Consider the following 12,461-nt stretch of genomic DNA (forward strand, 5'->3'; position numbering starts at 1 on the left):
TCCGCATGAGGCGTGGACGGCGGCGCGGCTGTCGCCGCCGGGGACGGTGGCTTTCGGGTTTTCCCATTCGGGAGAGACGGCGGATACGGTGCGCTATATCGAGATTGCGCGGCAGGCGGGGGCGCTGACGATAGCGCTGACGGGGTCGCCGGAATCACCGCTGGCAAAGGCGGCGGAGGAGTGTCTCGTGAGCCGGGCGCGGGAGAGCCGGTTGCGGGCGGGGGCCATGGTCAGCCGCATTGCGCAGTTGGCGATTGTCGATTGTTTGTTCCTCGGGGTGGCCAACCAGCGGTATGAGCAGACCGTGGATGCGTTGCAGCGCACGCGGGATGTGACGCACCCGCGTTAGGTGCTCTTTCGCCCCGTCGTCACTGCCGGGCTTGTCCCGGCAATCCATCTCGCCTCAGCATGGACCACCGGGACAAGCCCGGTGGTGACGATGGAGTGGAGAGTCTTGGGCGGGAGCTTTAGGAGTGCCGACCCCAGAGGCGACTGACGGACGGGTCGATAGCGCCGTCGGTGTAGGCGAGGCCGTTGGGGCGGTCGGCGGCGAGGAGGAGCGGGCCGTCGAGGTCGACCCAGCGGGCGAAGGGGGCCAGCAGGGAGGCGGGGGCCATGGAGAGGGAGGTGCTGACCATGCAGCCGACCATGATGGCGAGGTTCAGTTCCCTGGCGCGCTGCGCTACGGCGAGGGCTTCGGTGAGGCCGCCGGTCTTGTCGAGTTTTAGGTTGATGGCGTCGTAGCGGCCGACGAGTTGGTCGAGGCCGGCGAGGGCGTGGGCGCTTTCGTCGGAGCAGATCGGGACGGTGTGCTCGATCTCCGCAAGGAGGGCGTCATTGCCGGCGGGGAGGGGCTGTTCGACAAGTTCGATACCGGCGTCGCGGGATGCGCGGAGCAGGCTTTCAAGCTCGTTTGGCTGCCAGCCTTCGTTGGCGTCGACGACGAGGCGGGTGTCGGGCACGGCGGCGCGGATGGCGGCGAGGCGGTCGGCGTCGCCGGGAGCGCCGAGTTTGAGTTTTAGTAGCGGCATGTGGGCGTGGCGTGCGGCGGCTTCGGCCATGGCTTCGGGTGTGTCGAGGCTGATGGTGTAGGCCGTTTCGATACGTGCTGGGGGCAGGATGTTGGCCAGTTTAGCGACATCGGTGCCGGCGCGTTTGGCTTCGAGATCCCAGAAGGCGCAGTCGATCGCGTTGCGGGCGGCGCCGGGGGGCAGGGCGGACTGAAGGGCGATGCGGTCGAGGCCGGCGGCGAGTTGCGGAGCGAGGCTCAGAATGGTTTCCAGCGTTGCTTCGAGCGTTTCACCATAACGCGAATAGGGGACGCATTCGCCCCGGCCGGTGATGCCGTCCTGTTCCAGTTCCACGCGAATGACGCGCGCTTCGGTCTTGCTGCCGCGGGAAATGGTGAAGCGGCCGGCGATCGGAAAGCTCTCGATCTCGGCGCGAAGACTGGTGGTGGTCATTGGGCAATCCGCAAAAGAAGTGGGGCACTCCTAACAGCGGATGAGTGATCGGATCAACGGCGGGAGCCGGCGCGGGTGCATTGCGCCGGCTCGTTATTGGGTCAGCTTGGCAGCGTTGGGGCGACTTCGAGGGCGGCAGCGCGGACCGCTTCGAGGGTTTTGTCGACGACCTCGTCATTGTGCTCGGACGAGACGAACCAGGCGCCGCGTTCGAGGACGCGCACGCCCTGACGGAGGAGCGCCTGGGCGAAGCGGGCATAGCCGGCTTTGTCGGCGCGGGCGAGGTCTCGATAGTTGCGGGCCGGGGCGTCGAGGCCGAAGCCGACGTGGAACATCAGTTCGTAGCCGGTGACCTGGGCCTTGATGCCGGTCTCGGCAAAGATCGAGCGGATGCCTTCGCGGAGGCGGGTGCCATAGACCGAGGTCTTTTCGTAGTGCTCGGGGGTGAGAGCCTGCTGGGTGGCGACCATGGCGGCCATCGGGACAGGCTGGGAGTTGAAAGTGCCGCCGTGGAGCACGCCGCCGGTGGCGAACATGTCCATGAGGTCGGCGCGGCCGACTATGGCGGCGACGGGGAAACCGTTGGCGATGGCCTTGGCGAAGATCGAGAGATCGGGCGTGACATTGAAACGGCCTTGTGCGCCCTTTTGGCCGAGGCGGAAGCCGGTGATGACTTCGTCGAAGATCAGGATGGTGCCGTATTTGCGACAGGCGGCTTGTACGCCTTCGAGATAGCCGGGCATGGGTGAAATGGCGCCCTGATTGCACATGGCGGCTTCCATGAGGACGGCCGCCACGTCGCCGCGCGACAGGCGGGCTTCGACGGCAGCGAGATCGTTCCATTGCAGCACGTCGAGGCCATCGGCATCGGCCATGCTTTGGCCCTTGCTGCCGGGGACGGGGTTGGGGTCTTCGGCGGAGCCGGCATCGGCGAGGGAGGGGGCCGTGGACCAGAGGATATTGTCGAACCAGCCGTGATAGTGACCTTCGAATTTCACGATGGTGCGGCGGCCGGTGGCGGCGCGGGTGAGGCGCATGGCGGCCTGGGCGACTTCGGAGCCGGAAGAGCCGAAGCGCAGGCGCTCGGCGCTCGGGATGCGTTCGCAGATGATGCGAGCGGCTTCGTATTCGATGGGCGACTGGCCGGCAAAGAGTATGCCCTTGTCGACCTGCTGCTTAACGGCGGTCTGCACGCCGGCCGGGCTATGGCCGAGGACCATGGCGCCCATGCCGCAATAGTAGTCGATGATCTTGTTGCCATCGACGTCGTAGAGGTAGGCGCCTTCGCCATGGGTGAAGACCAGCGGACCGTGGCCCATGCCCAGACGGAAATTGCTGTTTACACCACCGGCCACAAAGCGAGATTCGGACGCGATGATGCGTGCGGACTCGTCAAACTTCAGCATTTGCTGCTCCTCGAATTCTCTGAGTGCAGGACACACCACGGCGCGGTTGCGGTAAACGCCATGGCGTTTCGTGGGACGGAATAGTTTGCGACTTCGCCGGGGGTCGTCGAGTTGACACGATGATCGGCATGATCTCCAATCGCGGCACAGAGATTGAGGTTGGCGATGGCGAAGGGTTCGGACCAGTATTCGGTTTTGCCGGTGGCAAAGGCGATGCAGGTTTTTGCCTATGTCGCGAGCCAGCCCCATGCCGTGACGCTGGCCGAGGTGGCTCTGGCCCTCTCGCTGCCCAAGACCACGGTGTTCCGATATCTGCAGACCCTATCGGCTTCCGGTTTTTTCGCGCATGACATCGAGCGGGATCGCTATGGGGTCGGCGAGCGGTTTCGTGCGCTGGCACAAAAAGACGCCGTGCATCACAGCATTCGGCGTTCGGCGGAAGCCGAGCTCGATCGACTGGTCGACGGCTTTCGCCAGACGGTGAACCTTGGCGTGCTTGCCGAAGATGAAGTGGTCTATGTCGATATTCGCGAGGCGACGCGGTCGCAGCGGTTTCAGGCGCGGATTGGCCATCGCCATCCCGTCCACTCAACGTCTCTCGGCAAGGCCATCGCGGCCTTTTTGCCGGACGAAACGGTCGAGCGGCTTATTCTTCCCGAGTTCGAGCAGCGCACCTTTCGCACGCTGACCGATCCGCGCACGTTTCGCCGGCAGGTCATGGAGACGCGCCGGCGCGGCTTTGCCATGGAGACGGGCGAGAACGAGGATGGTGTGACCTGCATCGGCGTGCCGATCCTCGACGGGCACGGTTTTCCGATTGCCGCCATGAGCCTGTCGGCGCCGGAAAACCGCATGCGGGTGCTGGCAGACCGCGTTGCAGAGGCGCTGCAGGATGCGGCGCGCCGGATTACCCAGGCGCTACCGCCGGTCGCGCCAACAATTTCGGGCTAGTGCGTCAGCCGATCCGCTCGGCCTGCTGGCGGGTGGCCTTGGCATAGGCGACACAGTCGAGCTCGAACTTGAGCTTGGTGCCGAGGACGCCGACGATGGTGCTGCGGCTGGGGCGGGGTTCGCTGAAATATTCGGGATAAATCTGGTTGTAGAGGGCAAGGTCGGCTTCGTCGGCGACGTAGGATTTGACGTTGACGACGTGGTCGAGGCTGAGGCCGCCGGCTACCAGGATAGCGCGCAGGTTCTCGATCGAGCGGCGCATTTCGCCTTCAAACGTGTCGGTAACGATGGCGCCGCTGGCGCTATCGACCGAGGCTTGGCCGGAAACGAACATCAGGTCGCCGGCGATGAAGGCGGGGCTGAAAGGCAGGTGCGAGCGGGCGCCGCTATCGACGAGCTTGAACATGGATAAAAGTCCTGATCAGTAAACGAAATGGGCCGGGAAGGTGTGGACGCCGCCTTCGCCGCGCCGGTCGTCGAGGTTCTCATAAATGGTTGGCAGCACGGTCTTGAGCCAGGCGCCGCTTTCGACGACGAAGCCGGGGCGGTTGGAATCGAGCCCATAGGGGTAGATGCGCACCGGCTTGGCGAGGGCCTCGGCCATGCGGGCATGCCAGCGGTGGTGCATGTAACCGCAGATTAGATCGGGCTGGAATTCGGCAATGGTTTCTTCGAGCGCGGTGATATCGGCCGTGTGGTCTTCCTGATTGACCTCGGTGACCCTAAGGGTCTGGACGGCGTCGCTGGCGGCGCAGGCGGCCTTGAATTTTTTGAGGCGCGAGGCCTGTTCGGACGATATGTGGACCGTATCGAGATAGAGCACACGATTGGGCTTGGTGCCGAGGCGCTCGAACATTTCTTCAAAGGCCGGGCCGTAGTCGAGGCTGTAGCTGTGGATGCCTGGGAGGTTCATTGTGGCGTCGAGTACGCTGACCTGGCTTGTGGTCTGGCTCAGCGCGGAAATGTCGGTTTCGTCGGTGATACCGGCTAGGACGACCATGTCGAGGCGGTCCCAGAAGGTGACGGGCATGCTCTCGTGGGTGAAACTGCCCATGACGAATTCGTGGCCATCCGAGACGATGCCGCGCTCGAGCGCGATGACGAGGCGGGTATAGAACTCGTTGTTGAAGATGCCGCCGCCGACGATGTTGCGGTTGTAGAAGAAACCGACACGGTGATGGGCTTCGGCCCAGGGGGCCTTTTCGAGGAAGGAGCCGCGGCCGACCTGGCGGCGGATGACACCTTCTGCTTCGAGGTCCTTGAGCGTCTTGATGACGGTGATCAGCGAAAAATCACAGAACTTGGTGATCTCGTTCTGCGACTCGATCTTGTCCCCGGCCTTGAGACCGGCCGTTTTCCAACGGCGGAACAAGAGGTCCCGCAATTGCAGATGGCGCGGTGTCAGTTCAACATTCACGGTTCGACACCCCAGGACAGTTGGTTGGCAAGAATCCCGCCATCGATGAACAACATCTGTCCTGTAATATAACGCGCCTCATCGGAAGCAAGAAAGACCGCGGCTCCACCGATATCTTCAGGCTCGGCGATACGGCCGAGCGGAATCTGTCGAGCGAGGGCTTTTCTCAATTCCTCGAAGGCGAGCGCGGCGGCAGTAAGTGGGGTACGGACGAGGCCGGGGCCGAGGCCGTTTACGCGGATGCCGCGACTGGCGAGAGTCACGGCGAGGGATTTGACCAGCATGAGGACGGCGCCCTTGGAGGCGTCGTAAGCGACGCTATCGCGTTCGGCGGCCATGGAATTGGTGGAGCCGACGCAGATGATGTTGGCGCCGATCTGGTCGGGTTTGACGCGGTTGGCAAAGGCCTGGCTCGCGAAGAGATAGGCGCGCACATTGAGGGCGAAGGTGCGGTCGAAAATGTCCTCGGTCAGCTGGCCGAAGGGGGCATCTAGGAAGGTGCCGGCATTGTTGACGAGCGTATCGAGCGATCCCCACTGCGCGTGGGCTGTTTCGATGAGCTGTTCTGCCCCGCCGGGCTTTGAGAGATCGGTTTGCACGAAACGCACTTCGGTAAGGGCAGAAAGTTCGCCGATGGCATCTTCCGCCCGGTCGTCGCGAATGTGAGAATTGAGGATCACGCGATGTCCGTCATTGGCAAAAGCCTTGGCAATTCCGTAGCCTATGCCTTGCGTGGAGCCGGTGATGCAGACGGTGCGGCGATCCATATTTACACCCGAAACGAAGTGAGTTAACTCATTAGCATAATAACATGCTAATAGAGGTTCCCCAATGGGTGTCAAGCAGAAGTGGGCAGGCGGTCTGGTCGTGACGCCCACGGGGATTCTGCGGCAAGACCTGCTGGTGGAAGACGGACGGATTCTTGGTCTGGTCGCCCCGGAAACGGCGACTGGGGCTGATTTTCAGGTGCAGGACGCGAGCGGGAAAGTGCTGTTTCCGGGCATGATCGACGTCCTGCAGCACGGGTTCGATATCAACCTCTATTCGGACGCAACGCCGAACGGGGTGGCGGATTCTGCGGCCAAGCTGCCGGCGCGTGGCGTGACGGCATTTCTGCCGTCTATCGGCTGCCAGCCGCCGGCGGAATTCGGGTCGGTGCTGTCGCGGCTGGCCGAGGCCAGCGGGCGGGCCGAGGGGGCGCGGGCGCTGGGTATTCACAGCGAGGGGCCATGCTTCAATTCGCCCGGGGCGCATAATCCGCAGAACCTGCAACTGCCGTCGGCCGAGCTGGCGGCGATGATGCTCGAGAGGGCGCAAGGGCGGTTGGCGGCCGTGACAATTGCGCCGGAACTGCCGGGTGCGGAACAGTTTATCCGCGCGATGAAGGCGGCGGGGGTTTCGATCCATTTCGGCCACAGCCAGGCGGCGCCGGACGATGTCTCGCGCTATGTCGGCTGGGGGATCGATGCGGTGACGCATATGTATGACGTGATGCGGACCATCCCACCGGACAATTCGGGGGTGCATGTGTTTTCATTGCCCGATGCGCTGCTGGCGGAGCGGCATCTGGCGCTGGGTGTCGTGGCCGATGGTATTCACGCGCATCCCAAACTCCTGCGCATACTGGCGCAATTGCCGGTGGATCGAGTGTTCCTCGAAACGGACTCGATGAAATATGCGGGCCTGCCGGGGACGGAGTTCGAGTTCTATCCCGGCTATTTCGTGACCAGTGCGCCGGGCAAGGCGGTGCGGGATCGCAATGGCGGGCTTTGTGGTTCGTCTTTGACCTCGGACGAGGCCATGCGAAACTATGTGTCGATGGCCGGTGCGGACCTGGTGCAGGCGGCGCATGCGGCGAGCCTGGTGCCGGCGCGGGTTGTCGGGCGGGAAGCAGACCTCGGCAGTATCGAAACGGGGAAGTTGGCCGACTTCGTGCTGCTCGATGCGGTGGACCTCTCGGTTGAGGAGACCATTATCGGTGGCAAATCCTACTTTAGGCGCGACCATGCAAAAGCTGCCTGAAACACCGCTGCGCTATCAGGAAGAGGGCAATGTTCACCTCGATTTTCATGGTGCGGTGAACACGACCATCGACTTCATCGTCGAGCGCTACGGCGTCGAGGTGTTGCATGAGATTTTCGCCAAGGTGGGCAAGGATGTTTATGTCGACCTGCGGCGGCATATGCTGGATGGCCATCCGGAGGAGATGGTGCGGCACTGGCGGCACTTTTTCACCCGCGAAGATGCCGATTATGACATTGCGGTCAGTGAGGACGAGATCGTTCTCACCGTACGGCGCTGCACGGCCTATCACCATGTCGCCAAGATTTCCCCGTCGGTTTCGGCGCATTTCTGCGACCAGACGACCAAGGTGAACGAGGCGATTGCCGAGGGGACGGCCTATCGGATCGATACGGAAATTACCGGGCCCGGCGCATGCCGGCAGATCATCCGGAGGCGCGCATGATCCCCAGCGACCATTTCACCCGGTTCTATAACGAGGTGTTCAAGTTCCTTGAAAGCAAGGGGCAGGAGGACCTCGACCTCTACTGGCTCGAAATCAGCAAGAACCAGGAAAAGCATATTCTCGATCTGATCAAGACCAAGGGCCTGCAGGGCATGTACGAATATTGGTCGGTGATCGAGGAAGAGGAAAACTGCGAGCTCGACCTGATGGTCGATGACGAGCATCTGGAACTGCACATGCATGGCTGCCCGAGCCTTGCCAAGGTGATGGACAATGATGCCGCGCCAATGACGCGCTATTGCGACCATTGCGCCGGTTGGATCGGGCCGATCATGGACAAGACCGGCTATCACCTCGTCTACGACGTCATCAGCCGCACCGAGCCGCGTTGCGTCATGCGCATCTTCAAGGATGCGGAGAAGGCGAAAGAGGCGGAGAAATCGGTGCAGCTTTTGATGGGATGGCCGGACAAGAAGGCCGCGACCTAGTCCTTCGGCGGTCGGAGGACGTGGCGGGCGGCCACGGCGAGAAGGACCATCAGGGCCGGATGGGCCTCGGTAATGTCTCGGGTTCCGTCGATCAATTCCACCACTGGTAGCGCTTCGCTGTGGGGCGAAGCGGCGATGAGCGAGCGCAGGGCACGGAGGGCAGCGAAGCTTTCCGCGGTTGGGCCCGTGCCGAGGCCCGCGGCGGCTTGCTGCAAGGTGGCGCGGACGCTCTCGGTGCGTTTGTCTTTTGCGTCGAGCGATTTGGCCAACCGGCTCAGCAGGGCCGGCAGGCAGTAGCCGGGCATGCGTTGTTCGCGGCGCCAGTTGCGGGCGAACTGTTCTTCGATGCCGAGGATTTTTGAAATGGCCAGCAGCACGACCTTGCTGCGTGGCTCGCTGATCGGGTTTTCGTCGCCGGCCTGATCGACGTAGATGGCGACGAGGGCGGGGACGCTTTGCCGGTCGCCGAACTTGCCGAGGGCGGAGGCGGCGGCGAGGCGACAGTCGATGTCGGGGTCTTCGGCGAGCATTTTCCTGATGGCTGGCAGGTAAGTCTCGGCGCGGATGTCGCCGAGCGAGCGGGCGGCGCGGGAGCGCAGGAGGCGATTGCCGTCGTCGAGGAAGCGGGCGATCTTTGCGGCGCTGGAGCGGGACTGAAGCTGGCCGACAGAATCGCGCGCGGCATACTGCAGCTCGATCAGGCCGTCATAGGTGAGGATTTCTTCGAGGGCGTGGAGGGCCTTGCGCGTGGGCGGGAGGCGGCCGAGGGCGCGGATGGCTTCGTGGCGGACATCGAAGCTGGGGTCGGACAGGGCGGAGATCAATTCGTCCTTGGCGAGGGTGCTGCCGGTGCCGCCAAAGCTGTAGGCGAGGTCGCGGCGGCGTTGTTCGGAGGTAAAACTGGAAAAACGCTGGATACCCCAGAGAGCGCGCAGTGGGTTGCCGGTAGAGAACTGGCCGAGGAAATCGCGGACGCCAGTGGCGCCTTCTTCCTTGAGGAGCGCGAAGACGGCGGCGGAGCTGGCGGTGACAAAGGCGGCGACGAGGAAGAGAACTTCGTAGCCGCCGATATGGGCCGAGCCGAGATTGGTGCTGTTGTGCTCGAAATATTGGACCAAGATGCCGGCAAGGACGGTGAGGCCGCCGCCAAAGATGCCGTCGCTTGAATAGGCGAGGGCCATGTAGCTCTCGCGCTCGGTGGGCGGCACATAGTTGAGCATGTAGACGCTGCCGCCGACCATGGCGCCCTGCACCAAAAAGCCGAAGAGGAAGAAGACGAGGCCGACGAGCAGCTCGACGCCGGGAATGCCGCCATGGAGGAAGGGCAGGGCGAGGAGCATGACGACCTGCAGCGTCTGCAGGGTGATGCGGATGGCGCGGGTGCCGTGGCGGTCGATGAACCAGCCGGCCGCATAGCTGCCGGCGGCAGAGCCGACGGGGACGAGCGCGGCCATGAGCACGATCTGGCCGCTCGAAATGCCGAGGCGCTCGCGGAAGAAGAGCAGCAGGAAAATGTTGAGCGCCGAAAAGACGAGGTATTGGCTGCCGGAGGAATAGAGAAAGGCGAGGAAATTGCGGTCGCGCAGGGGGACGCGAAGTTGGCGGATAGCGTCGAGGCTGCTGCGGGAGGAGGCGCGCGGGCCGCCGCCGCCGAGGCCGAAGAGGAAGAGGCCGCCGACAATGCCAATTCCGATGCCGATGGCGAAGACGGGGTAGAAGCGCTCGATGCCGTCTTGTCCATCGAGCCAGAGCTGAATGAGGAAAGAGCCGATGAGGGCTGTGGGCAGGTAGGCCAGCGCGTTCTTGCCGCTGACCTGGCCGCGCACGAGACGGGGGATGATTTCCTGCGACCACGGGACGACGGCGGCTTCGGAGAGGGTGCGGCAGATGGCAAAGCAGATGATGGCGCCGAAGATCAGGGCGAAGGCGACGTTGGGCGTGGCGATGAAGAGGGGGGCGATGAAAAGCGGCAGCAGGAACAGGTAGCGCGCGATGAGGGCGAGGGCGGCGACGCGCTTGGTGCCGAAGTGCAGGATGACCGGCAGGGCGGCAATGCCAAGGACCTGGAAGAAAGGCAGGATGCCGCCGATGAGGCCGATGCGGTCCTTGTCGATGCCCAGTTCAGCCGAAAACAGCACTAGCGGCGCGCCGACGGTGCAGAGCACGGCGGTGCCGGTGAGTACGGAATAGCCGTAATAGAACGGCATTTTTCTCAGCTTGGCGTAGTCGGTCAGTTCTGGTGTCGTCGACACAATGGCCTCAGAGCCGGATGCGGAAGGTTTTGATGACGTGCTGGTTGTTTTCGACCTGCCAGCAGCAGGCGAGGTATTCCCCATTGCCCAGCGCCAGGAGGCTCGGCTGGCCGAAGCGCAGGCTGGCGAAAGGATCGGCCTCCCCCGTCCGTTGCCCCAATCTCTCGTCGGCGAAAAGGGCGAGTGTGTCCAGCACTTCCAGACGGTCGTGGCGCAGGCGGGAGCGATAGATATTGAGGCCGACGGGGGATTCGCGATGGGCGTGAATGCTGAGCATTTCGCTGTCGCCGAGGGCGAGGCCGTTGGAGGCCTGGGCGTGGATGCCGGTGTCGAGGGTGCGGAAGGCTTTGCCGCCATCCTCGGAGAGGGCGAGGCGATTGGTCAGGTTGCGACCGGCGGCGATGTCGAAGGCCCAGAAGAGGACGCCGACGCGGGTGCCGCCGAAGTCGATCAGGCGACTTTCCCAGGGCGCAATGGTGCTCGGTTCGGCGCGGAAGAAGACGGATTTCTTCTGCCAGGTTTTTCCATTGTCGACGCTGGAAATCAGCCAGCCTTCGTGATTGTCGGGCCCGAGATGGAATGGGGCGCCTGAGCCGAGGAGTTCGCCGGAGGCGCGCTGGATGATGGGGCCGGAGAGTTCGAGGCCGGCATCGTCGACAGTGAAACGCTCAGGCACCGTCCAGGTGTGGCCGCCGTCGTGGGAGCAGGACAGCTTGTTGTGGAGGGGCAGGAGTTCGTTGGTCTTGGGATCGACGATGGGTGTGAGCGGGGTGGGGCGGAGGAAGACATAGCCCGTGGCGAGCAGGGTGCCGTCGGCGAGGGCGGCGGGCTTGAAGGTTTCGGATTCTTCGGGGGTGAAGGTTTTGGTGTGGAGCGGCGCGGGAGCGCTCCAGGTGCGACCGTTGTCGGTGCTGCGGCTAACAAAGGCGCGCATGTCGGCGGCGTCGAATGCCTGGCCGATGGAGAAAAGCGCGACGATGTCGCCATTGGCCAAGCGGGCGAGACCGGGGAAGGCAGCCTGACGGCTGACGAGGAGCGGATCGGGATTGGCGTAGAGAGTGCCGGTTTCAAGGAGCTGCATTGGGGCTCTCAGGCAAAGGGATTGGAGCGGTGACGGAATTCGCCGGGGGTGCAGCCGCGGCTGCGGTGAAAGGCGGCGATGAAGGTTTCCGCGTGGCCATAGCCGATAAGGCGGGCGATTTCGCCGAGCGTATAGCGGGTGGTCGAGAGCAGGTCTTCGGCGCGGCGCAGACGCATTTCGCGCAGGTGGCTGCCGGCAGAGGTGCGGTATTGGCGGCGGTGTCGGGCGCGCAGGGCGCTTTCATGGACACCCATCACGGCGGCGACGTCGCTGAGGGTGCGCATCTTATGGAGGGATTTTGTCGCCTGGCCCCAGGCCATGTCGAGGCCGTCGTCGCCGGGCGCAGGCTCGCTGTGGGTGGCGGTGGGGTGATCGAAACAGTCGAGCATGGCGAGGAGGAGCCGACGGCGGCGTTGCAGGTCCGCCTCGGTGGTCGCGCTGGCGAGATCGAGGCTGAGGCGCAGCATGGATTGGACGTGCATGGCTTCGCCGGGGCGGGGGAGGAGATAGCCGGGGCCGTCGGTTTGTGCGCTGACCAAAGTGAAGTGGCAAATCGAAGCGGTAGCGAAGCCGCCGATGGTGGTGCCGGAGAAGGGTGTGTTGGGCAAGATCAGGATGCCGCCGGGGGCGCTGAGCGTGATGCCGTCGCCGCCATTGACGCTGAGGCGGACGCTACCTTCGTGGATCCAGAGCAGGTCATGAAAATCCCACTGCGCCGGGCCGATGGGCATGCGGCGGTCGAAGCGACCGAGACGGTGCTCGCGCAGAATGATGCCATCGGGATCGACGCTTTGGATCATGTCGGCACAGCAGCATGAAGCGGGGTGCGCCGCCACTGAAGTGTGGCAGGCGCAATCGGAATTCCTAGTTTGCTGCCGTACTGCTCAACAGACGATGGACCGCGCTTGGTCTCAGATGGTGGCAGAGGGAACACAG

13 protein-coding genes are annotated in these 12,461 nt (G+C 63.7%); 5 read left to right on the forward strand and 8 right to left on the reverse strand.

Features of this window, described 5'->3' with window-relative positions; genetic code table 11:
- Positions 1-349 (forward strand): MurR/RpiR family transcriptional regulator (locus ABW043_RS00880; protein ID WP_353919360.1); only part of this gene is annotated, 349 nt, incomplete at its 5' end.
- Between the two features lie 118 nt (positions 350-467).
- Here ABW043_RS00880 and dgcA read toward each other — a convergent pair.
- Positions 468-1,463 carry an N-acetyl-D-Glu racemase DgcA gene (gene dgcA, locus ABW043_RS00885; RefSeq protein WP_353919361.1) on the reverse strand — a complete coding sequence of 332 codons (996 nt, stop codon included), beginning with the start codon at positions 1,461-1,463 and terminating at the stop codon, positions 468-470.
- Positions 1,464-1,564: 101 nt separating this feature from the next.
- Positions 1,565-2,869 (reverse strand): aspartate aminotransferase family protein, encoded by a 1,305-nt coding sequence (locus ABW043_RS00890; RefSeq protein WP_353919362.1) that lies wholly within the window; start codon positions 2,867-2,869, stop codon positions 1,565-1,567.
- A 165-nt stretch (positions 2,870-3,034) separates the two neighbouring features.
- Here ABW043_RS00890 and ABW043_RS00895 point away from each other — a divergent pair, with 165 nt between their 5' ends.
- Positions 3,035-3,820: an IclR family transcriptional regulator gene (locus ABW043_RS00895; RefSeq protein WP_353919363.1), complete on the forward strand. Its 786-nt coding sequence runs from the start codon at positions 3,035-3,037 to the stop codon at positions 3,818-3,820.
- A gap of 4 nt (positions 3,821-3,824) precedes the next feature.
- Here ABW043_RS00895 and ABW043_RS00900 read toward each other — a convergent pair whose 3' ends face one another.
- Genes ABW043_RS00900 through ABW043_RS00910 form a run of 3 tightly spaced genes read right to left on the reverse strand, consistent with a single transcriptional unit; the run spans position 3,825 to position 6,004 of the window.
- On the reverse strand, positions 3,825-4,226 hold the full coding sequence (locus tag ABW043_RS00900) for a RidA family protein (RefSeq protein WP_353919364.1): 402 nt from the start codon (positions 4,224-4,226) through the stop codon (positions 3,825-3,827).
- A 15-nt stretch (positions 4,227-4,241) separates the two neighbouring features.
- The gene (locus ABW043_RS00905; RefSeq protein ID WP_353919365.1) at positions 4,242-5,237 is read right to left on the reverse strand and encodes a GntR family transcriptional regulator; all 996 of its coding nucleotides are present in this window, start codon (positions 5,235-5,237) and stop codon (positions 4,242-4,244) included.
- Positions 5,234-6,004 carry an SDR family NAD(P)-dependent oxidoreductase gene (locus ABW043_RS00910; RefSeq protein ID WP_353919366.1) on the reverse strand — a complete coding sequence of 257 codons (771 nt, stop codon included), beginning with the start codon at positions 6,002-6,004 and terminating at the stop codon, positions 5,234-5,236. Before ABW043_RS00910 ends, ABW043_RS00905 begins: the two co-directional genes overlap by 4 nt.
- Positions 6,005-6,068: 64 nt before the next feature.
- Here ABW043_RS00910 and ABW043_RS00915 point away from each other — a divergent pair, with 64 nt between their 5' ends.
- The 3 genes from ABW043_RS00915 to ABW043_RS00925 are packed head-to-tail and all read left to right on the forward strand — an operon-like array spanning position 6,069 to position 8,192.
- Complete coding sequence (locus ABW043_RS00915) at positions 6,069-7,259, forward strand: N-acetylglucosamine-6-phosphate deacetylase (protein ID WP_353919367.1); 1,191 nt, start codon at positions 6,069-6,071, stop codon at positions 7,257-7,259.
- Entirely contained in the window at positions 7,243-7,704 is a 462-nt protein-coding gene (locus ABW043_RS00920; RefSeq protein ID WP_353919368.1) for a hypothetical protein, read from the forward strand. The genes ABW043_RS00915 and ABW043_RS00920 overlap by 17 nt, the downstream gene beginning before the upstream one ends.
- A complete protein-coding gene (locus ABW043_RS00925; RefSeq protein ID WP_353919369.1) occupies positions 7,701-8,192 on the forward strand; it encodes a hypothetical protein in 492 nt (163 codons plus the stop codon). The genes ABW043_RS00920 and ABW043_RS00925 overlap by 4 nt, the downstream gene beginning before the upstream one ends.
- On the opposite strand, the gene ABW043_RS00930 is transcribed toward ABW043_RS00925, so the two are convergent.
- From ABW043_RS00930 to ABW043_RS00940, 3 genes are read right to left on the reverse strand one after another with little or no spacing between them, the layout of a single operon-like run.
- Positions 8,189-10,444 carry an MFS transporter gene (locus ABW043_RS00930; RefSeq protein WP_353919370.1) on the reverse strand — a complete coding sequence of 752 codons (2,256 nt, stop codon included), beginning with the start codon at positions 10,442-10,444 and terminating at the stop codon, positions 8,189-8,191. The genes ABW043_RS00925 and ABW043_RS00930 overlap by 4 nt on opposite strands.
- Before the next feature lie 7 nt (positions 10,445-10,451).
- The gene (locus tag ABW043_RS00935) at positions 10,452-11,525 is read right to left on the reverse strand and encodes a sialidase family protein (RefSeq protein WP_353919371.1); all 1,074 of its coding nucleotides are present in this window, start codon (positions 11,523-11,525) and stop codon (positions 10,452-10,454) included.
- An 8-nt stretch (positions 11,526-11,533) separates the two neighbouring features.
- Positions 11,534-12,325 carry a helix-turn-helix transcriptional regulator gene (locus ABW043_RS00940; protein WP_353919372.1) on the reverse strand — a complete coding sequence of 264 codons (792 nt, stop codon included), beginning with the start codon at positions 12,323-12,325 and terminating at the stop codon, positions 11,534-11,536.
- Between the last annotated feature and the right edge of the window lie 136 nt (positions 12,326-12,461).

It is taken from the genome of Devosia sp. (assembly GCF_040509215.1).
Taxonomy (GTDB): Bacteria; Pseudomonadota; Alphaproteobacteria; order Rhizobiales; family Devosiaceae; genus Devosia.